Origin of the sequence: Tunturibacter psychrotolerans, from assembly GCF_040359615.1 — a bacterium.
In the GTDB taxonomy this organism is placed as follows: Bacteria; Acidobacteriota; Terriglobia; order Terriglobales; family Acidobacteriaceae; genus Edaphobacter; species Edaphobacter psychrotolerans.
Window position 1 is genome coordinate 2617571 of record NZ_CP132942.1, and the last position, 24198, is coordinate 2641768.

Consider the following 24198-nt stretch of genomic DNA (forward strand, 5'->3'; position numbering starts at 1 on the left):
TGCTTCATGGAAATTAGATTGCGCTAACAGCCAGTTGGATGCGAAGTTGCGCGACCGGCGTAAAGTAGTTGTGTGACCCAGCCCGATCCCAAGCTGATTCTGATTACTTTGCTGATAGAACTCGGCGTCGCGGCGGCGGTTTCGAGTTCGTTGGCGCGGTCCAGAAGCTTCAAGAATCTTCTCCTTTTGGAGCGCCGGACTCCCCGACAGACAATGTGGCTGGTCATCATCATCTGCGCGCCGCTCACTTTGGGGGTTTTGGTTCGGACAATGGTGCCCAACTTCTTAGCGGCCGACTTGTCCTTCGAAACCACAATTCTTCTTGGAATTCTGGTGGGACCCCTGGCGGCGATGGCTGGTGGGGCGACCCTGGCGATTCCGGCGTTGCTTCACCATGAGTATTGGGCGCTCCCGGTCAATCTCGCGATTGCCGCGATCTTTGGAGCGTTTGGCCGCTTCGCCGACCCGGAGGACGTCTGGTCGTTCTCGCCGATGATCGACCTGAGCATCTACCGCTGGGTGACCCGAAATCTGCGGCGGCCGCAGTTCGATCGCCAGATTCTCCTGCTGCTGCTGGTGGCTGGCATGCAACTCGCAACCAGCGCGCTGTCGCATTACTTCCCCAGATACTTCTTCGAACTCAGCTCCAGAGAGTGGTGGGTGCAGTTGCTGATCTGCGCCACAGCGCCGATTGTCGTTGGGATTCCGCTCAAGATCTGGAATGCAGTTCGAGTCGAAAGAAAACTGGAAGAGCAGGGAAGGCTATTGCTCGAGGCACGACTGGACGCCCTGCAACGTCAGATCAATCCGCACTTTCTATTCAACACGCTCAACTCCATCACCTCGCTCGTTCGTTCGCAGCCTGAACTCGCACGAGAGATGATCGTCAAGCTCGCCAACATCCTGCGCGTGCTGCTGAAGGACCGGGAGGCCTTCCTTCCACTTCGTGAAGAGCTGCGTTTTACCGACGATTATCTGGATATTGAGGTGGTGAGGTTTGGAGAAAAGCTTAAGGTCGTCAAAGAGATTGCCGACAACACTCTCGACATTGTGGTGCCGGGGATGCTTCTGCAGCCGCTGATTGAAAACAGCATCAAGCATGGTCTCGAGCCGCGAATCAGTGGCGGTACGGTCACCCTGCGCAGCCGCATCACAGATCAAGGGCGGTTGCTGGTCGAGGTAGAGGACGACGGTGTAGGCATGGCTCCGGAGCGCGTTGACGTCTCTTCGACGAGCGGACTGGTTCGTACAGGCAACGGAATCGGAGTTCGGAATGTCCGGGAGCGCATGCAGGTGCTATACGGCGATCTCGCGACGGTGGAGATCAACAGCCGTCCGGGCCGGGGGACGAAAGTCACGCTGTTGATGCCGATTCTCGACGCCGGAGCAGAGACCTGGGGACCCCTCGGCGTCGCAGCCGGTCAGGCTATCAGTCACATGGTCGATGATGCAGTTCGTGCGATGACTCGGTCGTAGTACTCCTCATAGAGCGGAATGACTCGTGAGGCGCAGAAGTGATCCTGCGCCGTTTTACGGCCTGCTCGCGCCATGGCTTCAAGACGTTGCTGATCGCCCAGCAGCGCGATCGCAGCGGTGGACATGGATTCAATATCGCCCACGTTGAAGAGAAGGCCGTTGTGGCCATCCTGGATAAGCTCTGCCACGCCTCCAACGCGTGTACCGATCGTCGGAACACTGCATGCCATCGCTTCGAGTGCGGCCAGCCCGAACGACTCCATCTCACTCGGCATCAGCATCAGGTCGGCCAGCGGCAGCAGCTCGTTGACGTTATCCTGTTTGCCGATAAAATGAACACGGTCTTGCACGTCGTGCTCTCGCGCCAGATACTCGGCAACGCTGCGGTCAGGGCCGTCCCCAATCAGCATCAGGCGTGCCGGCATTGCCTTGGCGACCCGCGCAAATACCTTCACAACGTCCTGAATGCGTTTAACCGGCCGAAAATTAGATAGGTGAACCAGCAGCCGTTCGTTCGGTTCTGCGAAGCGTGGACGCATCTCGGCCACCAGTTTCGGATCGCGAAAATAAACATCGCAGTTGACGAAGTTGCGGATCACTTCAATCTCCGAGGTGATGGAGAAGGCCTCGCGAGTGCGGTCGCGGAGATAGCTCGAGATGCTCGTGACGCCGTCGGACTCCTCGATACCGAACTTCGTAATCGGTAGATACGACCGGTCAAGACCGACCAGCGTGATGTCGGTGCCATGAAGCGTCGTGATAAAGGGAAGATGAATTCCACGCGTCGCCAGCATCTGGCGGGCCAGCAGAGCACTGACAGAATGAGGAATTGCATAGTGAACGTGCAGGAGGTTCAGCGAATAGAACTCGGCCACCTCGGCCATGCGAGTGGCGAGTGCAAGGTCGTATGGTGGGTGTTCAAACAGTGGATAGTTCGAAACCGCAACCTCGTGGAAGTGAATATTCGACTCGCGGCCGCTAAGACGAAAAGGCTGGGAGTACGTAATGAAGTGAATCTCGTGGCCACGAGCAGCAAGCTCAATGCCAAGCTCGGTAGCGACGACACCGCTGCCGCCGTAGGTGGGATAACAGGTGATGCCGATCTTCATAGTCTTCCCATACTTTGGAGTCGCGTGCGTTGCTTCAGGTATTGGACGAAACAAACTTCCTGTAAGACTCCTTCGTCTCGTCCTCGTTGCTACACAAGGCGCTGCTAAGCGCCAAGGTCCCCATAGTTGATGAGTTGCGGCGCGTTTGGTTGCAAAGACCGTGCAGGAAGTTCGGTGAGCAGCGCGTTACGTTCGATATCGCGATGGGTTCGGAGTCGGGTGATGACGCGGTCCAGATCGCCGTCGTTGTAACCAGGGTGACAGCAAAGCTCGAAGGTCCCCTCCGCTGGCAGCGCATGGAGAAGTTGGCGCAGAGTTGGCGCGTCCAGATGGCCGGTCGCGGAGATGCCAATCGTCCCGTCCGTGGTGAGCACCCGCGCATCGCGAATTTGAAGTTGGCGTTCGAATCTGTGCTGAAGATTGCCGAGCAGCTTCACCTGAAGGCGGCGAAGCCGGTTCCCGTGCCCTAGAGCGAGACTCCATGGTCGCTCGAACGGATTGCGAATCGCACCGATCGAACAGCGCTCAGCCACACGCAAAAGCGGCCGCGTTACAGCAGGGAAGAGGTGGGTGTGTTTGTGCGTGTCCAGATGAGTGACGTGAATGCCGGCGCTCCGCAACTTCTCGACCTGCGCAAATGCTTCACGTTCAATCTCGTCTTCGCTGATCTTGCCACGGAGGAGCATCTGTACAAAGCCGCTCAGCGAGGGGCGAAAGGTTTTGCCATCGGCGCCCAGCAGTGTAGGGATATTTTGCGGTGACGAAACAGGAATGCCGTCGGTGAGCGTGACGTGGCAGCCGACGCCAAGAGCAGGGTTAGCTTGAGCAAGCGCAACAGCGTTGTCGAACGCAGCACCGGTCGCCATCAGCGTGGCAGAAGTGAGGGCTTTGGCCTGGTGAAGCTCTGCGATGGCGCGGTTGACTCCCTGGGTGAGGCCGAAGTCGTCCGCATTAATGATGAGTCGAGCAGGCATAGATCTCAGTAAAGTTTACTCGGATCAGTTAGCCCCTGAGCTGCGATCAACAGACTCAGGGGCCCGATGCCTACTGAACGTGCAGCGTCGCCTTGAGCGGAGTATCGCTGGAAGACGGCCCGGCTGTTACGTTGTACTCGCCAGGAAGCAGCTGCCAACCATTCTGATCCGTGTTGAAGACCGTAAGGGACAGTGGATGCAGCGGCAGTGTGACTTCCTTCGACTCACCGGGGGCAAGCTTCACACGCTGCCATGCTGCCAGCCTCTTATAGTTTTCCTTTGCAGCAGCAGGCAACGCGACGTAGACCTGGGCAATCTCGGTGCCCTCCTGCTTACCGGTGTTACGAACGGTAAAGTGAACCGTTCGTTTGGCGTCATCTACAGCAAGGCCGGAGTAAGCATAGGTGGTGTACGACAGACCAAAGCCAAATGGAAACAGAGGCTGCTTATTTGTCGACTCGAACCACTTGTAACCGACCCGCGCGCCTTCGCTGTTGTAGTTCCCGTCGAACGGATCGACCTTGTGCTCCTGAAGCGGACCCGGCGGCACGCCTTGAAGTCCCGGTACAACCGGGTTAGGTAGCTGCGATTCGTCCTTCGCAAACGTGACCGGAAGCTTGCCCGAAGGATTCACGTCGCCAAAGAGAATATTGGCCAGTGCCTGCGCACCTCCGATGCCGGGGTACCACATCTCGACCACGCTCTTCACGTGATCAACCCACGGCATACTTACCGGGCCACCGTTCTCAATCACAACGATGGTATTTGGGTTCGCTTTGGCGACCGCCTCGACAAGAGCGTCCTGGTTATCGGGCAGCGACAAGGTCACTGCATCCATGCCCTCCTGCATTGGCTGGTTCACAAAGACAATTGCTACTGCAGAAGACTTCGCGAGCTGTGCGGCAGCGGCCACATCGGTACCATTGGCATACCGAACCGACGCGTGTGGCGAATGAGCTTGAACATTTATGAGCGGGGAAGAGGGGAAGTATATATGCTCGGTCCAGCCGGAGCCACCAGCTTTCGGATCCGCAGCGTTACCCCCCGGTGCATCAACTTGCGCTGATCCGCCGCCCGAGAGAACGCCAACATCCGCATGCGAACCGATAATCGCAATCGAATTCGAAGCCGTGGCCTTCAGCGGAAGAATATGGTCGGAGTTTTTCAGCAAAACAATGCTCTCTTCAGCGATATGTTGGGCATCATCGCGTCCGCGAAAAGGATCGACCACAGTTCGTACCGGAGGATCATCGACCACTCCCGCTGCAAACATGCTCCGCAGAATCCGATGAACCATGTCATCGAGCCGCGCCGTAGGAACCTGTCCCCCTTCGACTGCCTTCTTCAGCGGTGCGTTGAAGTAGTTTTCATCGCCAGGCATCTCCTGATCAAGTCCATTGAGCGCAGACTTCACGGTGCTGTGAGTCGCGCCCCAGTCCGACACTACCCAGCCCTTGAACTTGAAGTCTTTCTTCAAAACTTCATTAAGCAGGTAGTCGTTCTCGCAGGCATGGTCGCCCTCGTAAAGATTGTAGGAACACATCACCGCCGATGGCTCGGCAATCGCAATGGACACCTCGAAGGCGAGCATGTCCGATTCGCGCAAGGCCTTCTTGTCGAGCAAAGCATTGACGACGGTTCGCCCCGTCTCCTGATCGTTCAACGCGTAGTGCTTGATATCGCTCATCACATGCTGTGAGAAGACGCCCTTCTCGAGATTGCCGGTCAACGTACCAGCGAGAATCGGGTCTTCACCGGCGTACTCGAAGTTGCGGCCGTTGCGCGGCTCTCGCGTGATATTCACGCCGCCTCCGATCGACATGTTCGTGCCCCACGCGCGAAGCTCGCGGCCAATCACAGAACCGTAAAGAAAAGCCGAGTCGGGATCCCAACTCGAGGCCGCGCCAAGAGTCGAAGGCAGCAGCGTCGCATAGCGCGATTGATAAGCCGCCATGCGAGCACCGACAGCCGAGTCCGCAAGATCGATTCCAGGAATGCCGAGCCGCTCGATCCCTTCCATGTAACCTGCGGCAAAGTTCGATTTGGCTGGAACCGGATCTGGCGGACGCAGAACCCCCCAGCCCGTTCCGTGTACCATCTGAATCTTTTCATCAAGGGTCATCTGGCCGAGCACCAGATCAGCGCGCTTATCGGGTGAGAGAGCCTTGTTCATCCACGGCATCTTCGAGGTATCCGGTTTAGCCTGGGCGCGTGCTGGCAAAGAACTCAAGGACACCACAGCAAATCCAACCACAATCGACAAGGCACTGAAACTTTTAAACTGCTGCGAAAATGACATCCATGCTCCTTAAAGTTAACTTCGACCGGCCCCGAAACGATAAATTGCCTGCTTACGAGTCACTGGAAGTCTATACGAACTAAAACGATATAGGTAAGGGTTTTTGAGCATTTAAGGGGAAGGCGCAGCCAGTTCCCGCTGCTTATATTTTGCTATGCGCTGGCCGGGACAATCACTTCGCAAAAAGCTGGCCAATGTCAGCAAACGCCTTGAACTCAAGGGCATTCCCCGCGGGGTCGAGGAAGAACATCGTTGCCTGCTCGCCTACCTCGCCCTTAAAGCGGATGTATGGCGCGATCACAAACTCAACGGCAGCACTTCGAAGCCGCTCAGCCAGTGCCAACCAGGTCTCCATGGGAAGCACCACGCCGAAGTGAGGAACCGGAACGTCGTGTCCGTCGACAGCATTATGGTGAGCCTTACCGTTCGAAGAGCCGGGCTTCAGGTGCGCCACGATCTGGTGGCCGAAGAGATCGAAGTCGATCCACTGTGACGAGCTGCGGCCCTCCGGGCAACCGAGGGTCGTTCCATAGAAGGCACGAGCGGCTTCAAGGTCGTCGACTGGAAAGGCAATGTGAAAAGGCGTCAGTGTCACGGTGGTCTCCTGCATCGATCATACGACGCAGAGGACCACCGCCGAGCGCGTCTAGCCGCGACGAAATCCCTGATCGTAGCCGCGCAGATACGCTCTTCTGAACTCATCGCGGTATGGCCCATAAGGCCCCAGAACGGCATCGTAGCCGGGTGTGCCATGAAACTTACGATCGTGCTGGGGGTGGTAGCCGAAGCCGTTGTACAAGTCGCGTGCGCCGTCTTCGGTCCCGGCGCGAAATCCTTCATGATCGGCCCTTGCGATCAATGGAGGAACGCTGTTGTAGCCAGCAGGAGGAGGTGGTGGTGGAGCATAGTAGGCGGTGTGTGACGCACATCCGGCCGTGAAAAGACAAGCCGCGGCAGCAACAGGCAATGCAAGATAAGAGAGCTTCATAGCGTCCTCACAATTCCATTCGCGCCCTCAAAATCGGATGCGATTGAAGGAGTAAACGCTACTCGACGAAAAATGTTGTCGTCGTCGACAGTCTTGCGCCGCTCGATCTTTCTTATTAGCTATCGCTGGGCAGGCGCACGACAAACTCCGTACTTCCGGGTTCGGAAGTGAACCGGATGACGCCGTTGTACTGATCAACGATGCGCTGCACGATGCCGAGACCTATTCCGGTACCGACTCCAACAGGCTTCGTTGTATAGAACGGATCGAAGATGTGTTCCTGGCTCTCCAACGGAATGCCGGTACCGTTATCGCTCACGCTGATGCAGAGATCCTTGTGCGGATTTTTCGTGTCGGTCTTCGAATCTTCCGCCCAGGTATGCACGCTGATGCGTCCGTGTTGCGGCACAGCATCGATCGCGTTATCCAACAGATTGGTCCAGATCTGGTTCAGCCCAGTGCACTCGCTATGCAGGGGAGGAAGATCTGGCGCAAAGTTCTTTTCAAGCACAATCTCCTTCTCGCGCAGTTTGTGCCCGAGAATGATCAGCGTCGCATGAATGCTGTTGTTGATGTCGATCGTCTGCTTCTGCCCTTTGCCTTCGTAGGCGTACGACTTGACCGCATACACCAGATCCGTCACTCGCCCGATGCTCTCCTCGATGGTGCCGACCAGCTGCATACTCGACGCCATCGCCTCCAGCCAATTCAGCGCCTCGCCCAGCGACGCACCCTCGAAATCGTTCTTCACACGTTCAAGCCCCGCTGCGGTCATGCCGATTGAAACCAGCGTCGGAGCCATCTTCCACGCATTTTCGATGTTCGCCGACTCCATCCACTCGGCCAGTGCCTCCTCGGCATCGCTCTGGTCGAGAGAGTTCATCATCAGAGGCTGCTTAGGCGCAAGGGCCTGTTTCTGCATGTCGAACATGCACTCCTTCTGATCTTTGGTGAAGTCACGCTCTTTGAACTTCAGCGAGATCTCATGCAACCGCATAAGATTCTCTCGCAGCTGCGAAGCCGCGCGACGGGCCGCAGCACCGGGATTATTGAGTTCATGCATCAGACCGGCAGCGAGCGTGCCCAGCGAAGCCATCTTCTCCTGTTGCACCGTGGTGCTCTGCAACTTTTGAAAGCGATATGCCATATTGCCAAGAATCGCTTTGCGGACCTGGGGGCAACTGGTCATCAAATTCCAGAACTGGTCTTCGTTAAGCTCAAGCAAATGACTCGGCGCCATCGCCTCAACGCTCCCGGAGTTTGGAACGTTGCTCAAGAGCGCCATCTCACCAAAAGTGCTTCCCTTTTCAATCTTGGCAAGGGTGAATTCGTTCTGTTCGGCAGTCCTTTGATGGACCCGAAGCTCGCCGTCAAGCAATATCCAAAAAGAGTGCGCCAGTTCGCCCTGTTGCGTAACAACCTCGCCCCTGTCGACATGGAAGTCCCGCACTCCATCCAGACAATGCAGTTCCTCATCCCGCAACGACGACAGAATGGGAACCTTACGCAGCAGCGTAAGCAGTTCGTCATTTAGGTTTTCCACGACATGACTTTGGACGATTTGGGTTTGTTCGCTCATCGGGTTATTGGTTAGGTTGCCTTTCAAAGTGTTGCCAGATATTGGTGCACAAACTGAATTGCGATGGAACCTTCGCCAACGGCGGAGGCGCATCGTTTGACCGAGTTGAATCGTACATCGCCGGCGACAAAGATGCCGGGAACGCTTGTCTCGAGCAGGTAGGGATCGCGCTCCAGCTTCCATGACTTGGGCGACTGCGTCTTCAGATCCGGACCGGCGAGGATAAATCCCTTGCTATCGCGGCAAAGCTCCGCCGGCATCCAGTCCGTCTTTGGAGCCGCGCCGATAAAGATGAACAGGGAACTGGCCTGACGGGCCTCTTCACCACGTGGCGTCCTCAAGGTCAGGCACTCCAGGTGGCTATCTCCGCCCATCCCGATAACCTCGGTTCCAGTCTCGACCGTGATGTTCGGTGTCGCCTCAATCTGGTCGATCAGATATTTGGACATACTGCTTTCGAGCGACTTCCCGCGCACCAGCATGTGAACATGATCGGCATAACGGGAGAAATGCATAGCCGCCTGGCCTGCCGAGTTTGCCCCGCCGACGATGTAGACAATCTCTTCCTTGCACGACATCGCCTCGGTCAGCGCCGCGCCATAGTAAACGCCGGCCCCGCTCAGCTTATCGGCTCCTGGCACATCCAGCTTGCAGTAGTCGACCCCGGTCGCCAGCAGGCAGACGTGACACGTGACCTCCTGCCCGTCCGCCATCGTAACAACGCGGTACTGGTTCTCCGAGCGAATACAGGAGACCGTCTGGGTCAGAAACTCCGCTCCCAGCCGATTGGCCTGGAGATAAGCTCGTTTCGCCAGCTCCGCCCCGCTCAATCCCTCCGGAAAGCCAAGATAGTTCTCAATCTTCGAGCTCGAGCCAGCCTGCCCACCCGGAGCCGCAGCCTCGATCACCAGTGTCCGAAGCCCCTCAGATGCCCCGTAGACGCCCGCAGCGAGTCCCGCAGGCCCCGCGCCTACCACGACCACGTCGTAGAACTCCTGCTGCGCCTGAGTCCGTAGACCCACCTTATTGGCCATCTCGGTCGAAGTGGGCTGCACCAGCGCGGTGCCGTCTCCAAACAGGATGACCGGCAGCTTGGTATCGTCGATGCCTTTGTCCTTCAGCAACGCCAGCGCATCTGGATTTGTCTCTGGGTTCATCCACTGGTAAGGAATGCGGTTGCGCGAAAGAAAGTCTCGAACGGCGTGGTCCATCGCCGACCACCGGACGCCGACCACCCGAATTCCTTCAAACGGAGGTCTGTACCCCTCCTTCCAGCTCTCCAGCAGGTCGTCCAGCACGGGATAAAGCTTCTCTTCCGGCGGATCCCAGGGCTTGTTCAGGTAGTAGTGAATCTTGGCCGAATTGATGGCGCGAATAGCCGCTTCGGTATCCGCATACGCAGTCAGCAAAACACGCTTGGCATTCGGATAGATGCACAGAGCTTGTTGCAGAAAGTCGACCCCGGTCATTCCCGGCATACGCTGGTCAGAAAGAAAAAGCGCAACGATATCTTTCCGCTCCTGCAGCTGGCGGCAGATATCCAGGGCAGCACCGCCGGACGCAGCACGGACGATGCGGTAGTCCTGGCCGTAGTGCCGACGCAGGTCCTGGACCACCGCTTCCAGTACGCTGGTGTCGTCGTCGATAGCTAGCAAAATTGGCTTAGGCATATCCCTTTATACTTCGAAGACGTGGTTCGAGACACCCCACGTACAATTCGATTAGCTCAAATGCCCGCAAGGTTCAGAAAGTTATGGCCGGTAAGGCTCGATTCATGCCGCAAAAGTGGCATCGACGGTCCAAAAGCTGTCCGAATTGCAGACAATGCCTCGTCTCCGCTGCAGTCCACCGATAAGGGAATAGCCAGGGCGATTGCGACGTTTGCTCCCGGCAGGAGACCACGACACTTATGAACCGAATTATTCTCGCTGATAATCAGGCGATCTTCCGTGCAGGCGCGGCCAGAACGCTGTCGCTCGAGGAAGACATGCGGATCGTTGCCCAGTGTGAGGACGTGCCGAAGCTCTTTGTCGCCATCGACGGCCTGCGCGGCTCGGTCGTGCTGCTCTCCTCCAGTCTGCGCCTCGAACTGAAGGATCTCTTCGCCCGCACCCAGGCCGCAGGTAGTCGCACCGTTCTGGTCGCCGAAAACTCCGAACTTGTGCCCGAGGAGGTAGCTGCGCTCTTCGACGGAATCCTCCATCGCAACGTCGGCGGAAGCGTCTTGATCGACTGCATCCGCCGCGTCGCTCGTGGCCAGCGTTTTGTGCAGCGCGCCAACGTCACCACTATGCAATCCTCCGACAGCGTCGGCACCCGCGTCCGCGACCGCTTGACCCCCAAGGAGATGCAGATCGTCGCGCTGATCGTTCAGGGCTGTAAAAACAAGGACATCGCCCAGCAGCTCGGTACCAAGGAGCAGGTCATCAAGAACTATCTCCGCAGCATCTACGACAAGTCGGGCGTCTCCGACCGGCTCGAGCTGGCTCTCTTCACCATCCACCATCGTGTCCTGGCCGAAGCAGCCGCCAAGGCCGGACATCTTATTCAGATGAAATCTGCCTGAAAAGAAAAGTCCTGCCGGACGGGCCCGCTACGCGCGGGGCGGTCACTTCGTGACATGTCTACCTTAAAAAAAAGTCCTCCCGTTGGTCGGAAAGATAACGCCGACCAACGGGAGGCCCTATGCCGCTCATCTGCCAAGACCGGTACACAAGTCACGAAGTGACCGCCCTCCGCGCAGGAGGCCCCGTCTGGCAGGACACCATCTCTTACATCCCCATCTGCTCCGATTGCTTTTCAGCCGCCGGGCTAGCATGACCAATCTTCTCCGCGATGCTCTTGGCCTGCGTAAACAGCAGCAGATAATCCGGTCCGCCCGCCTTCGAATCGGTGCCGCTCATATTGAACCCACCGAACGGGTGAGCCCCCACCATCGCGCCCGTGCACTTCCGGTTGAAGTACAAATTGCCGACATTGAACTCCTCACGCGCCCGATCCAGCTTCTCCCTTGAACCCGTGTAGATAGCCCCGGTAAGTCCATACTCCGTGTTATTCGCAATCGCCAGCGCATCGTCGAAGCTCTTCGACTTGATCACTGCCAGCACCGGCCCAAAGATCTCTTCGAGCGCAATCCGCGCCGTAGGAGCCACATCCGCAATCACCGTCGGCGCAATGTAGTAGCCACCCTCCGGCGTCTCAATCGCGTGGCCACCGTTCAACACGGTGCCTTCCTTCTTACCGATCTCGATGTAATCGAGCGTCTTCCGGTATGCCTTCTCGCTGATCACCGGCCCGGTGTAAACATTCTCCGCGGGGTCACCCGTCTTGATCTTCGCCACGCGCTCCTGCAACCGGTCGCAAAACACATCGTAGATGTCCGCTGCAACAATCGCCCGCGAACAAGCCGAACACTTCTGCCCATTGAAGCCAAAGGCACTCGCCACAACTCCATCCACGGCAGCATCCAGATCGCTGTCCGCCTCAACGATGATCGAGTCCTTCCCGCCCATCTCGAGGATCGTCCGCTTGATAAATACCTGCCCTGGCATTGTCTTCGCGGCACGCTCATGAATCTCCAGCCCCACTGCCTTCGACCCGGTAAATGCAATAAACCGAGTCTGCGGATGCGCGACAACCTCGCTCCCAAACTCAGGTCCTTCACCGGGACAGAGGTTCACAACACCGTCAGGCAGCCCCACTTCTTCGAGCAGTTCAAAAAACTTCGCTGCAATCGTAGGTGCATCGACAGACGGCTTCAAAATCACGGTATTGCCAGTCACAATCGACGCCGCCGTCATCCCCGCCATAATCGCAAAAGGGAAGTTCCACGGCGGAATTACCGCCCCCACGCCCAGCGGAATATAGCGCAACTGGTTCCGCTCACCGGGAAACTGAATCGGCGTCTTCGCCTCAGCCAACCGCAGCGCCTCGCGTCCGTAAAACTCCAGGAAGTCGATGGTCTCGCCCACATCGGCATCCGCCTCGCCCCAGTTCTTGCCCACCTCGAGCGTCAACCACGCGCAAAACTCAAAGCTGCGCTCGCGAATCAACGCCGCCGCACGAAACAGCAGCGCAGCGCGCTCTTCCACCGGCACTCTGCTCCAACTCAGAAACGCCGTCTGCGCGGCCTTCATCGCGCTTGGAACATGCGCAGCAGCTGCCCGCTGATGAACCCCAATCACCTGCGCCGGGCGTGCCGGGTTCTTCGAGACGATCTTGCCCTCGGTCTTGAACCGCGTGCCACCGATGACAATTTCGTACTCGCGACCGAGTTCGCTCTCAACCCGAGCCAGCGCCTCCTGCATCTTTCGCTTGTTTTCAGCCGTCGAAAAGTCAACAAACGGCTCGTTGGAAAATGGTGTCTTCGGCAAGGTTGCCGGGGCAGAGTGCGTGAGATTCATGGTAGCCATAACGCGTCGATTCTAGCGCGAGAGGTGGACTCTCGTCGCTCTTGAGATAGGTAATTCCTGATTCGGGTATTAGCGCTTGCTGTTGAGGTTTACTAATGTCTCCCAGGCCGCACGTTCGACACGGTTGTGTAGCAACTTTCCGTCTTCGCGAACGCTCCAGATCGCAGTCCCGGTCAAGCTGATTGGCTGTTGGTCTGGAGCGGTTCCCATCATGCCGTTGTTCTTGCCCGTGACACGCCACAGTGATGCCACGCGGCTCCCGTCTTCATTTTGGAAGGTCTCCAGGACCTCAAAGCCAAAGTCATTGATCTTCGATAGAAAGTCCCAGGCCCAGGCGATGAACTTGTCCCTTCCCTTTATCTCAACGCCTCCGGTGGTGATGATCGCATCCTCCACGACGAAATTTGCGATAGCGTCCGGGTTTCTAGACTTCCATACCGCTGACCAAAAGTCCTCAACGATCTTGACTGAATTCATTCTGTTTCCTTGCATGTGGCTTCTTGACCCAAGCTGACAGATCTCTCTTTCGCACTCTATTGGATGCTTCCGAACGTATGTTCGATGTGTGTAACGTCCCGCAGCTAAGCGCCCTCAGTAAGCTTCTCCGTCGACTTCGACATCTGCGCGGTCCGCTCCAGCTTGTCCCAGTTGAACGGTTTGCCGTCGATCGCGCGCTTCACCGTCTTGAACAACACAACCGAAAACAGCTGCCGATAGGTAAATCGCTGAATCCAGATGTGGAACAGCAGCCAACCGTCGCCTTTGCTCGCCGGGTGCTTCCTTTCCAAGGCAAACGCCAGCGCCGAAGCCGCAAAATCGATCACCAGAAACGCTGCAAAGAAAGCGAGAAGCTTGTAGAAGCTATCTGACGATGCCGTCTCCGGATGAAAGTGCTTGTCGATAATGTAGTGAAAGATCCCAAGCACGAACATCAGGTCGATCAACGGCGATACCAGCGGCAGAATGATCTGGAAGATCAAAATATTCGGCAATGCAAACAGCCCCATCGCGCGGTGTTTGCTGATCGCGCCCTTGTGCTTATAAATGGCTTGCAGAATCCCGAATGACCATCGGAACCTCTGCCGAATCAAACCATCCGCATTCACAGGTGCCTCGGTAAATGCAAGCGCCTGGTCCTCGTAGATCACGCAGTACCCCTGCTCCAGCAGGTTCATGGTCAGGTCGGCATCCTCGGCCACCGTATTCGAGTGGTATCCTCCCCCAGCCTTCACCGGCGCCGTCCGCCACGCGCCGATCGCCCCAGGAACTACCATGACAACATCGAACAAATCCAGCGCGCGCCGCTCGAAGTTCTGGCTCGTGATGTACTCGAGCGCCTGCCACCGAGTCCACAGGTTTACCCGGTTGCCGACCTTCGCATTACCCGCCACCGCGCCGATCTTCGGATTCGCAAAGTGCGGCACCAGTCGCGCAATCGCATCATGCGCAATCACCCCATCCGCATCGATGCCGACATACAGCTCTTCATCGATCCGCTCCAGCGCATAGTTCAGAGCATCCGCCTTGCCACCGTTCGGCTTGCTCATCACCGTCAGCCGGCCCGATGCAATGTCCGCCGGATACGCCTCGCGCGCCACATCAAACGTGTTGTCTTTCGAACCATCATCGATCACAATGATGCGAATGTTTTTGTACGTCGACATCATCACCGAGCGAATCGTCCGGACAATGACCTTCTCTTCGTTATACGCAGGGATCAGCACTGCAACCCTCGGCTGATACTCCGGCGTCGCAAAGTTCTTCCTCTTGCGGAATCGGTCGATGATCGCAAAGACGCCGATGATGATCAGCCGCGCACTCATCAAAACATCGCCAACGAAGAACACACCCACCACAAAATAGTGGAAGAAGCTATAGAAGAAGAACGTCAGCGAATCCGCGCGCGCCTGCCACCGTTGGTGCGGCGTCAACTCTGGCATCACCTCGGCGCGCGTCTTGCCCACCAGCTCCGACACCGGAACGATCTCATAACCCCGCGCCTTCAACGCTTCGATCAGCACTGGCAGCGCCGCAATGGTAGCCGAGCGGTCCCCACCACCATCGTGCAACAGAATCACCGAGCCGCGGTTCCACGGCTTCGTCTTCATATCCTCAATCTGTTGAAAGACGCTCTCGGTAATCTCCTGCGGAGACTTGCGCGGATGCTCATCCCAATCGTTGGTATCGATCTTGTTGCCGACGATCACATAACCCAGCCCCTGAATCCGTTCCACTGGGGCAGCCTGGTCGTTCGTATCCGGTTCCTGGTCGATCGAGTACGGCGGCCGAAAATAAAGCGGCTGGACTCCGAGCTTCGACGCAAATAGCCGCTCGGTCAGATTCAACTCCAGATCCACCTGCCGGTTCGAGATTTCGCTGATGTCCGGGTGCGACCAAGTGTGATTGCCGATCTCATGGCCTTCGCGAAAGACCCGCTGCATCACGCCGACGTAGTCCTCGGCGACTTCGCCGATCATGAAGAACGTACCCTTCACGTTGTATTTCTTCAGGATGTCCAGAATCTTCGGCGTCCACTCCGGATCAGGTCCATCGTCGAAGCTTAGCGCCACCTTCTTGTCGTTATAACCATACTGCTCGACCGTATACGAGAGCGGATACGAGGACATCGACTCCTGCGTTACCATCCGATACTCCATCGGCACCGAGTCGTCGTCGTCCAACGTCACCACGCGCTCGCCCGTTTGTGGCTTACGCGTGACCCGAAGAATGTCACCCTGACCCTCCGTATCGACGTCGTATCCAGGCTCAACCTGCGCCAACTCCTTCACCGGATCCGACTGCAGCGGATGATCCCAGATCTTCCACATCGAGTTGTCTTCCTGCCCAAGCCGCCACAACGCGTACGTCTGTATTCCTAGCGAACGAGCTGCACGCATCTGGTTCAAAATTGTTGCGGCATCCAGAAACCAAATCTGATGGCGAACACGAGCATCTTCGTCGTCGTAGGCGAAGTGAACATTCATCGAGTCGTCGTCGAGATCGATCTGTGATCCGGAGTCCTCCGCAGCCTGCCACGCATCCTGCGTCGAAAGATCGTGGGCGGCGATTACTTTTTCAGGATCCGCCTTCTTCGCAATCGATTTTTTCGCGCCCTTCCTAACCGCCCGCTCTTCTGGAGGCAACGCCGTAATCCAGTCGTAGCCATAATTGCCCAAGGCACAGATAATCTTTTCCTTCGGAACGATCTTCAACACGTTCTTCAGGTTGTCGATAAACCAATCCTGCGAGGCGATCGGTCCCGGCGCGCTGTCGGTCTCGTGCTCGTCGTAGTTCATTAACAGCAGACCATCGGAGTGGTCCGCCATGAACTTCAGATCCCAATCGTCATCCCCCACCGGCGTATTCACGTAGAGTCTAAGATTGCGAGGATGAAAGTCGTCATACAACGCCGCAATCAACGACCTGAACCCAGGCTGCGCGCTTGTTGGAATCTCTTCAAAGTCCAGCGACAGCCCGCGGTAGGTCGGATTTCCTGCCAGGAAGTTGTGAATCTGCTCCACGAAGGCGGCCCGCGCCGCATCGCTTGATAGAAATCCTGCAACCTCCGGCGCCCAAATCTGTCGCCTCGGATCGTAGTTGTTCACGAGCGGAAAGATATCCAGGTTCACGTGGTTGGCCGTGACCGTTCGCGCAACCTTCCCCTCGCGATCCACCTGGTGTACTCCGGCCTTATCCACCACGTCGTACGGACGATTATCCTGCGTGTAGGACACTACCTCACCGGTCGTGCCCACCACATGCAGCCACTCCGGAAACAGCAGGTCGACCTGCGCAATATGCTGTTTTAGCGAGGAGTAGCTCGCCGGATCGTCTTCCACGTAATAAGCCGCGCGCAGACCTTCGCCCGAGTTCAGGGGAACGTCTCCCGGCTTCACGTCCGTCTTACGGTGGGCAGATCGATGCAGCTTCTGTCCCGGCTTCAACTGCGGCGTCGTCTGGTTCGCAAGCGCCCGGTAGTTTCGTTTCTGCGTCCGCAGAAACAGCTCAGGCAACGGCTTCATCCGCATCAGACCAATGACAAAGACAGTCCCTAGCACTAGTCCCAGAAGGGCGAGCACGTCAAAAATTCTGCGCAGCCGCTTCCAGCGCTTGCGTTGTGGATCGTAGAAGACCTGTCTATTCATTGAGGAGTAATGGCGACTCTGCGCATGCGGTATCTCTCATCGTATGCAGGCGAAACCTCCGAGTCAACGCGACAAGCCGATATCTGCGCGCTCCAGCAGTATGATGCAAAAGACATGACCAAGGGAAAGCTGAGGACAGCTCTGTGGGTTGCACTCCCCCTCGCGGCAGGGCTCCTCCTGCGCCTCTGGTACGTGGCCCACGCTGGCCGCATCGAAGGCGACACCCTCATCTATGGAGGCATCGCCCGAAACTGGTTGAAATTCGATGTTTACGGCTTCAGTCTCGGCCCAAACGGCCCCCGCCCAACCCTGATTCGCCTCCCCGGCTACCCGATGTTTCTCGCGGTCTGCTTTCGTATCTTAGGCTTCGACCGCTACCACCCCATCATGTATCTGCAATCGGCAATCGACCTCTTCACCTGCATATTGCTCTCGGCACTCTCAGGCAGGCTCTTCGGACGACGAGCCGCACTGGCCGCGCTATGGCTCTCCGCCATATGTCCTTTCACCGCGATCTACGCCGCAGCGCCACTCACCGAGACCCCCACGCTGTTTACCATCGCCCTCACCTTCTATAGCCTCGAACGCTGGCGAAGCGCAGGCGCCTGCTACAACCGATGGCTCTGGACGATCACCGCCGCCATGGCCTACTCCGTTTTATTGCGACCCGAGCAAGGCCTCCTTCCCGCAGCCGTTGTTCCAGCGATGATTTGGATCGTCTGGCAACAACCGAGATACCTCGCACACCCTTTCCTACCCAAACTCCGCCCTGTCATCGTCGCCGCAATCTGTATCCTCCTTCCGCTCGTGCCCTGGACCATCAGGAACTATCGCACCTTCCACGTATTTCAGCCTCTGGCTCCACGCAGCGCAACTGACCCCGGCGAGCCCATCCCTAAAGGATTTCAGCTCTGGTATCGCACCTGGGCGATCGACTTCGCCGACACCGAGCAGGTCTACTGGAACTACGACAGCACCGATCTCGGCATCAGCGATCTCCCCACGCGAGCCTTCGACTTCGAAGATCAATACACCGAAACTGCCGCGCTCCTCTCCGACTACAACCAGAAAGACAACGCCACTCCGGCCTTCGATCAACGCTTCGAAGCCCTCGCCCAACAGCGCATTCAAGCCCATCCCCTGCGCTACTACCTCGTCCTCCCCGCAGCCCGGCTTGCGAACATGTTGTTCCGGCCGCGCCCCGAGATGATGCAGATCGGCCTTGACTGGTGGAACTGGCACGAATACCGCGCCAAGACTCTCCTCGCCTACGCCTCCGCGGCCCTCAACCTCGCCTACTTCCTCCTTGGTGGCATCGGCCTCTGGCTCTGGCGAAGACACGGTTGGAGCCCACACGACGCGCTCGCGGCCGCCATGGTGGGTTTTGTTGTTCTACGCTGCGCGCTCCTGTTCACCCTCGACAACTCCGAACCCCGCTACACCCTCGAACTCTTCCCGCTGCTCATCGTTTGGGGAAGCTTCCTCTTTCGCTCCCACTCCGAACAGCCAACAGAGATCAAGCGGAAATCCGCCGCATAGCCCAGCACGCAATCAACGCGTCCGCCAACCGCAACAGCGGCTACACTAGCTCCCATGCTGCAGCCCTATCGCGATCTGTTCAACGCCCGCTTCACCTCAGCCGGATACGAAGACCTCCTCGCTCGTCTCAGCCGCCGCGCCCGCACCAACATCGAATTCCGCGTCGCCGAAACACCCTGCTTCTTCCCCAAATCCCTCATCGACGAGCTCGCCCAAACCGGTGCCGCTCTCACCCACCAGCTTCTCGACAACCCCGCCTACATGCAGGCCTCCGAACAGTGTGTCCCCGCGCAGTACCGCATGCCCAACCAGAACCCTCATCCCAATTTCATGACCGTAGACTTCGGCCTCGTCCGCAACCCAGACGGCTCTCTGAGCCCGAAGCTCGTCGAACTCCAGGCCTTCCCCTCCATCTTCGGCTATCAGGACATGCTCGCCCCCCAGTACATCGAAACCTACAATCTCGATCCCACGCTGACCTGGCACCTCGGCGGCCTCAACGAGCAAACCTACTGGCAACTCCTCGCCAAAGTCATCCTCAACGACCACGCCCCCGAGAACGTAATCCTCCTCGAGATCGATCCCGCCCACCAGAAGACTCTCCCCGACTTCAACATCTACGAGGACAAGCTAGGCATCGCCACCGTCGACATCACCAGCCTCATCAAACACGGCAATCGCCTCTTCTACCTCCGTGATGGCCGCGAGATCCCCATCCACCGCATCTACAACCGCGCCATCGTCGACGAGCTCGAGCGCAGAAACATCCAGCTACCCTTTGACTATCGCGACGAGCTCGCCGTCGAATGGGCCGGCCATCCCAACTGGTACTTCCGCATCAGCAAGTTCTCCCTCCCTTACCTCGACCATCCCTCCGTCCCCAAGGCCGTCTTCCTCGACGACTGGTACGCCAACCGCAACCTCTCCGGCCTCCCCGAAGACCGCGAAAAGCTCCTCCTCAAACCCCTCTATTCCTTTGCAGGGAAGGGAATTCACTTCGCTCCCACGGACGACGACCTCAACGCCATCCCCGTTGCAGACCGTCACCTCTACCTCCTCCAGCAGCGCGTCTCCTTCGAGCCCGTCATCGACACTCCCCATGGCCCGACCCAGGCCGAAATCCGCATCATGTACCTCTGGCCCGACGGCGAAGCCCTCCAGCCGGCCATCGCCCTGGTCCGCCTCGGACGCGGTTTGATGATGGGGGTCGACCATAACCGCAACCAGCTCTGGGTAGGTAGTTCCGCCGCGCTGTGCCCATTGGAGTAACCTTGCATTCATAAAAATACTGTCGCAGAGGGAAAGGTGGGGTAAACTCCACAGTGTCAGTCATTGGCAGTTTTTCGGGTGTTTTATGTCATATCCGCAGTTCAGGCACGGAGGAGGACGAGTGGCTCAGTGGCAAATGCCAAATGGGGAGAATCCAGTTCGCACGGCGGTACGTTTTCCAATGAGGCTCCCTATTCGGATTCAAACCGAGCAGGGTGAATTGGAAGCGATGACCGAGAACATCTCCGCCAATGGGCTCCTCTTTGTGAGTGACCACTTGCCGCGGGTAGACAGCAGAATTGAGTTCACGATAGCGATGCCAGCAGCAGTCATGGGAACCACGAACGACGTCACCATACACTGCATTGGCCGTGTCGTACGCCACTATCTGCAGAATGGAACGAAAAAAGCCGCTGCAGTGATCGACGAATATTCCCTAAAGGCTTGATCTATGACAGTAGTCAATTTTGACCCAATCCGTAGCAACGAAGAGACCCCGGAAGAGGACACGACTCATGCTGCCGGAGTTCGTGTAATCCTCGCGGATTCGCAGGCGATCTATCGCGTCGGCATGAAGAAGGTCTTTGCGCTCGAAGATGACATCCGCGTCGTCGCCCAGGTGGAAACGCTCCAGAATCTCTACGCCGCCCTGCAGCGCTACCCCACCGACGTCGTCCTGCTCGAGGGCCAACTCATCTCCGGCACCATCGATGCCGTGCCCGAGCTCGTCCGCCAGGCGCCCGAAGCCAAGCTCATCGTCCAGGTCACCGAGACCGACGAAGCCAACACCGTCGAGCTCTACCGCCGCGGCGTTCGCGGAGTCGTGCCCCGCTCCATCTCCCCCGACCTCCTTGTCAAATGCGTCCGCAAGATTGCCGAAGGCGAGACCTGGATCGACAACCAGTCCATCAGCTGGGTCATCGAGGCCTACCGTTCCCAGGCCACCAACCTCACCGATCCCAAGGTCCAGCCCAAGCTCTCCAAAAAAGAGCTGGCCATCATCAGCTGCATCACCCGCGGCATGCGCAACAAAGAGATCGCCTACCAGATTGGCACCACCGAACAGGTCATCAAGAACTACCTGCGCAAGGTCTACGACAAGCTCGGCGTCTCCGATCGTCTCGAACTGGCTCTCTACTGTCTCCACCATGAGCTGCTCAAGAAGTATCTCGTCGATGGCGACCCAGCGATGGCGCCCCACACGGAGCCTTCGCAGCCTCTCCGCGCAAAAATGTAGTTGACCCCAGCGACCCGGTTCTTCTACCTCTTTACTCCCAACCCCAAAAACGCATCACCTGAGCAGGCCTAAAGGGGTCTTGCGTTTCCCATGGGGCTCGCCTGAATGCTCCCTCGGCTCCTGGCAAAGTAACTATTGATGTGTTGCACCATGTTCGGCGGGCTCCCACAACTCTATCGGATTCTGCTCCGGGTCATGAATCCTGGCAAACCGCCCATAGGGATACGTTTGTGGGTCAATAGCGACTTCGATGCCTGCGGAGCGAAGCTGCGCCGCCATCTTGTCGAGGTCTCGGACGCGAAAATTGAACATCCACATCTGATGTTCATCACCGAAGTATTTACTCGTCATAGAAAACGGTTGAAAGGCAGTAGGACCTGCTTCCGTGTGCCACCCGGAGTTGGCAGAGTCGCCAGAAACCAATCCCACTCCCAGGTGGCTCCGATACCATTCCGCAAGCGCCTTCGGATCGCGAGCGCGAAAGAACAACCCACCGATTCCGAGGACTCGCTCCGCAGGCAAGCTCTCGCCTGAAGTCTTTTCACCATGCGAAGGCGCCTGTGCGCCGTCCAAAATCGGTTCCCCAGTGAAATGTTTCTCTGCCGCTTCAGCCGACGCAGTGCTGCCCTTTACAACCGGCCACCCGCTCGCGCACGCGAGAAAGTAGAGTACCTCACGTCTCCTGATCCCCATCCATAGCTCCCAGTAGCAAGTCTTTTGTATGAACACAGGCTAGTGGCGTGGATCATGTATTGCAACCTTTATCCCGTCGTATGACAAAGCAAACGCCGCTCTGAAGTCGACCCGCCGTCGCGGAAAAGTCTTCAAGACGCGGTCTTACTTCTGTCCCTGGTTAGCCTGTTTTTCGCTGCTTGGGGGGACGATGCCCTTCAAACGTAAATAGGTGACCATGTTCCCGTAGTGTTCATCGGTGTGTGCTGTGTTGATGGAAAGCACAGAAAGCTTGGCCACATCGAAGTTCATCATCTTCACGATCTGGCCGCCCTGCGCGTCAGTCATACCGGCAAACGCCTTGTTGCAATAGGCCACGCCATCCTTCAGCGCTGCCACAAGGTCTGCCTTCGAGGTCTTGGTTTTCTCGATCGCCTTCACGGGATCCGGTTCGCCGAGAGCCGTCGAGCAAAAAAGGTACTGCGCATCCGCCAGGTGGCCGACCAATTGGCCAAAACTGCGAACATCCGGCGTTGGCTTGAAAGAGTAGTTTTCTTCCGGCATCTTCTCGGCACCAGCAATTACTTCACCGCTGACCAGACCGTAGAAACCTTTTTCGCTGGCTGTGATCGGATTAGGCGGTGCGGTTGCCGGCGTTTGCGCGAGTACAGCAACGCAGGTGGCCATCGATGCGACGAACACACAACAGAGTCTCTTATTCAGATTCATTTGGACCTCCCTAATTTTGCAGATCCCTCATTTTGCAGATCTCAAACCGGCTGAGATGATAACCCCATCCAACCGGAACATCCATAGCCAATGAGTGATTCCGGATAGCCTGCTGTCGCGGGAATTGAAATCAAAAACCAGCTCTGCTGTCGATTTTCCCCACGCCCGACGACTATAGGGTGAACAATCCAGCATGCAAGGATCAGCCGCTGGCCAATAACAACAAGAGGAGAGGTCCAATGAAATACGTCTTTCTGGGGTACTACGAGCCAGCAATCCACGCGAGCATGACCGAGGACGACAGAAACGCGATGTTCGACGCAGCTTTTGAGTACGACGAGCATCTGCGCGCCAGCGGGCACTTTGTTGCTGGAGAAGCTATTCAGCCTTCTGAAACTGCGTTGACCGTGTATTGGAAGAACGGGAAAGTCGCGACGACCGACGGTCCCTATGCGGAAACCAAGGAACAACTCGGCGGCATTGGCGTGCTTGAAGCGCGGGACATGAATCATGCCATTCAGCTCATCTCGCAGCATCCGACCCTGAAACATGGAGCCTCGTTCGAAGTACGTCCAGCTTTCGATATGAGTGAAATGATGCAGAAGAGCGAGCAGCGAAGGCGAAAGCTCGCCGCGCGATGAGGAAGGATTGACACCGTGCGATCGGCTCACGAAACGGAAATCTATGCACACTTAGCTCCGGGGAACGCCGAACTCAATGCGCCTCTGGCTATCGGTCACACCGACCATGCGGCGCGCGGATCGTGTCCAATCTCATCTCTGCGGAACGTCGGCTCAAACTATTCTGAAGAACTTCGTGGAGGTTTGTACCATGGCAAAGCTCGTTTATGGATTGAACCAGTCCTTGGATGGCTACGTCGACCATCTTGCTCTTCCTAGGCCAAACGCGGCGCTCTCTCGCCACTTCATGAAGCTTATGCTCGACCTGACAGGCAGCGTGTACGGCCGCCGCATGTACGAGATAATGCGTTATTGGGACGAAGACGATGCGGACTGGGACAGGCAGGATCACGACTTCGCGGCGGCGTGGCGGAGCAAGCCGAAGTGGGTTGTGTCACGCACGCTGAAGTCGGTCGGGCCCAACGCCACGCTTATCCAAAATGACATCGAGACGGCAATACGCGGACTGAAGGCACAGCAAGTCGGGGAGATTGAAGTTGCCGGACCAGACTTGGCAGGAAGCCTAGGCGACCTTGGTCTTATTGATGAGTATCGGCTTTACCTTCAACCCGTCGTACTTGGTCGAGGCAAGCCATTCTTCTCTGGCCCACGGCCGCCGCTTCGACTTGTTGCCAACGATCTAATTGGCGAGGACGTGATCAGCTTGACGTACGTTCCCGCTTAGTCGCGCGACTCGCCCGACGGATTCCGCCGGGGCATCAGGTCCGCTTTGGGTTAGGACACCCGCCTGGACGTGCGTAATTTGATCTGTCAACCCCCAAAACCTCGTAACTCTATAACAGACAACCAGATACACATGGCGCATTAGTTCTGCTCCCCCAGCTATACTCAAAGAAGTAAAGAGAAGCCCGGCTCACGTCGGGCTTTTTTCACGAAAGTACGAAGTGGAGAATGCTGCCAACTCGCTGAAAACAAGTATTTTAGCCGCAAGCCATTTAGAATGAATATCTTGCCCGGACATACTCGCTGTAAATTACTGAAAGTAAGTAATTTGCGCCCAAAATACCCCACCCCCCGGGGGGTACCCCGGCACCCAAACTGACACAATCATCGTCATAAAGATGTATCC

At 57.2% G+C, this 24198-nt stretch carries 20 protein-coding genes; 8 read left to right on the top strand and 12 right to left on the bottom strand.

What is annotated here, in order from left to right; all coding sequences use genetic code 11:
* Positions 1-72: 72 nt before the first annotated feature.
* Entirely contained in the window at positions 73-1476 is a 1404-nt protein-coding gene (locus RBB77_RS10910) for a sensor histidine kinase (RefSeq protein ID WP_353067304.1), read from the top strand.
* On the opposite strand, the gene bshA is transcribed toward RBB77_RS10910, so the two are convergent.
* The 7 genes from bshA to RBB77_RS10945 all read right to left on the bottom strand — a co-directional run bounded on the left by bshA (position 1434) and on the right by RBB77_RS10945 (position 10095).
* Complete coding sequence (gene bshA, locus RBB77_RS10915; RefSeq protein ID WP_353067613.1) at positions 1434-2585, bottom strand: N-acetyl-alpha-D-glucosaminyl L-malate synthase BshA; 1152 nt, start codon at positions 2583-2585, stop codon at positions 1434-1436. The two genes, RBB77_RS10910 and bshA, sit on opposite strands and share 43 nt — an antisense overlap.
* Before the next feature lie 104 nt (positions 2586-2689).
* Positions 2690-3559 (bottom strand): ChbG/HpnK family deacetylase, encoded by an 870-nt coding sequence (locus tag RBB77_RS10920; protein ID WP_353067305.1) that lies wholly within the window; start codon positions 3557-3559, stop codon positions 2690-2692.
* 70 nt (positions 3560-3629) lie between these two features.
* Positions 3630-5858 (bottom strand): beta-glucosidase, encoded by a 2229-nt coding sequence (locus RBB77_RS10925; RefSeq protein WP_353067306.1) that lies wholly within the window; start codon positions 5856-5858, stop codon positions 3630-3632.
* A 172-nt stretch (positions 5859-6030) separates the two neighbouring features.
* Positions 6031-6453 (bottom strand): VOC family protein, encoded by a 423-nt coding sequence (locus tag RBB77_RS10930; protein ID WP_353067307.1) that lies wholly within the window; start codon positions 6451-6453, stop codon positions 6031-6033.
* A 51-nt stretch (positions 6454-6504) separates the two neighbouring features.
* Complete coding sequence (locus RBB77_RS10935) at positions 6505-6846, bottom strand: hypothetical protein (protein WP_353067309.1); 342 nt, start codon at positions 6844-6846, stop codon at positions 6505-6507.
* 115 nt (positions 6847-6961) lie between these two features.
* Positions 6962-8425, bottom strand: coding sequence for an ATP-binding protein (locus tag RBB77_RS10940; protein ID WP_353067310.1), 1464 nt, complete (start codon positions 8423-8425; stop codon positions 6962-6964).
* 23 nt (positions 8426-8448) lie between these two features.
* Positions 8449-10095 (bottom strand): FAD-dependent oxidoreductase, encoded by a 1647-nt coding sequence (locus RBB77_RS10945; RefSeq protein ID WP_353067311.1) that lies wholly within the window; start codon positions 10093-10095, stop codon positions 8449-8451.
* Positions 10096-10334: 239 nt separating this feature from the next.
* Here RBB77_RS10945 and RBB77_RS10950 point away from each other — a divergent pair, with 239 nt between their 5' ends.
* Positions 10335-10991 (top strand): response regulator transcription factor, encoded by a 657-nt coding sequence (locus tag RBB77_RS10950; RefSeq protein ID WP_353067313.1) that lies wholly within the window; start codon positions 10335-10337, stop codon positions 10989-10991.
* Positions 10992-11196: 205 nt separating this feature from the next.
* Here RBB77_RS10950 and pruA read toward each other — a convergent pair whose 3' ends face one another.
* The 3 genes from pruA to RBB77_RS10965 form a co-directional block, all read right to left on the bottom strand.
* Positions 11197-12837 (bottom strand): L-glutamate gamma-semialdehyde dehydrogenase, encoded by a 1641-nt coding sequence (gene pruA, locus RBB77_RS10955; RefSeq protein WP_353067315.1) that lies wholly within the window; start codon positions 12835-12837, stop codon positions 11197-11199.
* Positions 12838-12906: 69 nt separating this feature from the next.
* Positions 12907-13314, bottom strand: coding sequence for an ester cyclase (locus RBB77_RS10960; protein WP_353067318.1), 408 nt, complete (start codon positions 13312-13314; stop codon positions 12907-12909).
* Between the two features lie 104 nt (positions 13315-13418).
* A complete protein-coding gene (locus tag RBB77_RS10965) occupies positions 13419-16982 on the bottom strand; it encodes a polysaccharide deacetylase family protein (RefSeq protein ID WP_353067320.1) in 3564 nt (1187 codons plus the stop codon).
* Between the two features lie 9 nt (positions 16983-16991).
* Here RBB77_RS10965 and RBB77_RS10970 point away from each other — a divergent pair, with 9 nt between their 5' ends.
* The 4 genes from RBB77_RS10970 to RBB77_RS10985 all read left to right on the top strand — a co-directional run bounded on the left by RBB77_RS10970 (position 16992) and on the right by RBB77_RS10985 (position 21027).
* Positions 16992-18521, top strand: a complete 1530-nt coding sequence (locus tag RBB77_RS10970; protein WP_353067322.1) for a glycosyltransferase family 39 protein — start codon at positions 16992-16994, stop codon at positions 18519-18521.
* A 54-nt stretch (positions 18522-18575) separates the two neighbouring features.
* Complete coding sequence (locus RBB77_RS10975) at positions 18576-19790, top strand: hypothetical protein (protein WP_353067324.1); 1215 nt, start codon at positions 18576-18578, stop codon at positions 19788-19790.
* Positions 19791-19911: 121 nt separating this feature from the next.
* The gene (locus RBB77_RS10980) at positions 19912-20238 is read left to right on the top strand and encodes a PilZ domain-containing protein (RefSeq protein ID WP_353067326.1); all 327 of its coding nucleotides are present in this window, start codon (positions 19912-19914) and stop codon (positions 20236-20238) included.
* A 3-nt stretch (positions 20239-20241) separates the two neighbouring features.
* Positions 20242-21027: a response regulator transcription factor gene (locus tag RBB77_RS10985; RefSeq protein ID WP_353067328.1), complete on the top strand. Its 786-nt coding sequence runs from the start codon at positions 20242-20244 to the stop codon at positions 21025-21027.
* A 132-nt stretch (positions 21028-21159) separates the two neighbouring features.
* Here RBB77_RS10985 and RBB77_RS10990 read toward each other — a convergent pair whose 3' ends face one another.
* Both RBB77_RS10990 and RBB77_RS10995 read right to left on the bottom strand, forming a co-directional pair.
* Positions 21160-21720 (bottom strand): VOC family protein, encoded by a 561-nt coding sequence (locus tag RBB77_RS10990; RefSeq protein ID WP_353067330.1) that lies wholly within the window; start codon positions 21718-21720, stop codon positions 21160-21162.
* Positions 21721-21864: 144 nt separating this feature from the next.
* Positions 21865-22401 (bottom strand): DinB family protein, encoded by a 537-nt coding sequence (locus tag RBB77_RS10995; protein ID WP_353067332.1) that lies wholly within the window; start codon positions 22399-22401, stop codon positions 21865-21867.
* A gap of 266 nt (positions 22402-22667) precedes the next feature.
* On the opposite strand from RBB77_RS10995, the gene RBB77_RS11000 reads away from it, so the two are divergent.
* Together RBB77_RS11000 and RBB77_RS11005 are read left to right on the top strand one after the other, a co-directional pair.
* A complete protein-coding gene (locus tag RBB77_RS11000) occupies positions 22668-23069 on the top strand; it encodes a YciI family protein (protein WP_353067334.1) in 402 nt (133 codons plus the stop codon).
* A gap of 190 nt (positions 23070-23259) precedes the next feature.
* A complete protein-coding gene (locus RBB77_RS11005; RefSeq protein WP_353067335.1) occupies positions 23260-23793 on the top strand; it encodes a dihydrofolate reductase family protein in 534 nt (177 codons plus the stop codon).
* Positions 23794-24198: the final 405 nt, after the last annotated feature.

What these genes read in the sequence shown, in the direction of transcription:
- bshA (WP_353067613.1), bottom strand. Translation starts at nt 2,585, where the DNA reads ATGAAGATCGGCATCACCTGTTATCCCACCTACGGCGGCAGCGGTGTC.
- RBB77_RS10920 (WP_353067305.1), bottom strand. Translation starts at nt 3,559, where the DNA reads ATGCCTGCTCGACTCATCATTAATGCGGACGACTTCGGCCTCACCCAG.
- RBB77_RS10925 (WP_353067306.1), bottom strand. Translation starts at nt 5,858, where the DNA reads ATGTCATTTTCGCAGCAGTTTAAAAGTTTCAGTGCCTTGTCGATTGTG.
- RBB77_RS10935 (WP_353067309.1), bottom strand. Translation starts at nt 6,846, where the DNA reads ATGAAGCTCTCTTATCTTGCATTGCCTGTTGCTGCCGCGGCTTGTCTT.
- RBB77_RS10940 (WP_353067310.1), bottom strand. Translation starts at nt 8,425, where the DNA reads ATGAGCGAACAAACCCAAATCGTCCAAAGTCATGTCGTGGAAAACCTA.
- RBB77_RS10945 (WP_353067311.1), bottom strand. Translation starts at nt 10,095, where the DNA reads ATGCCTAAGCCAATTTTGCTAGCTATCGACGACGACACCAGCGTACTG.
- RBB77_RS10950 (WP_353067313.1), top strand. Translation starts at nt 10,335, where the DNA reads ATGAACCGAATTATTCTCGCTGATAATCAGGCGATCTTCCGTGCAGGC.
- pruA (WP_353067315.1), bottom strand. Translation starts at nt 12,837, where the DNA reads ATGGCTACCATGAATCTCACGCACTCTGCCCCGGCAACCTTGCCGAAG.
- RBB77_RS10960 (WP_353067318.1), bottom strand. Translation starts at nt 13,314, where the DNA reads ATGAATTCAGTCAAGATCGTTGAGGACTTTTGGTCAGCGGTATGGAAG.
- RBB77_RS10965 (WP_353067320.1), bottom strand. Translation starts at nt 16,982, where the DNA reads ATGAATAGACAGGTCTTCTACGATCCACAACGCAAGCGCTGGAAGCGG.
- RBB77_RS10970 (WP_353067322.1), top strand. Translation starts at nt 16,992, where the DNA reads ATGGCGACTCTGCGCATGCGGTATCTCTCATCGTATGCAGGCGAAACC.
- RBB77_RS10975 (WP_353067324.1), top strand. Translation starts at nt 18,576, where the DNA reads ATGCTGCAGCCCTATCGCGATCTGTTCAACGCCCGCTTCACCTCAGCC.
- RBB77_RS10985 (WP_353067328.1), top strand. Translation starts at nt 20,242, where the DNA reads ATGACAGTAGTCAATTTTGACCCAATCCGTAGCAACGAAGAGACCCCG.
- RBB77_RS10990 (WP_353067330.1), bottom strand. Translation starts at nt 21,720, where the DNA reads ATGGGGATCAGGAGACGTGAGGTACTCTACTTTCTCGCGTGCGCGAGC.
- RBB77_RS11000 (WP_353067334.1), top strand. Translation starts at nt 22,668, where the DNA reads ATGAAATACGTCTTTCTGGGGTACTACGAGCCAGCAATCCACGCGAGC.
- RBB77_RS11005 (WP_353067335.1), top strand. Translation starts at nt 23,260, where the DNA reads ATGGCAAAGCTCGTTTATGGATTGAACCAGTCCTTGGATGGCTACGTC.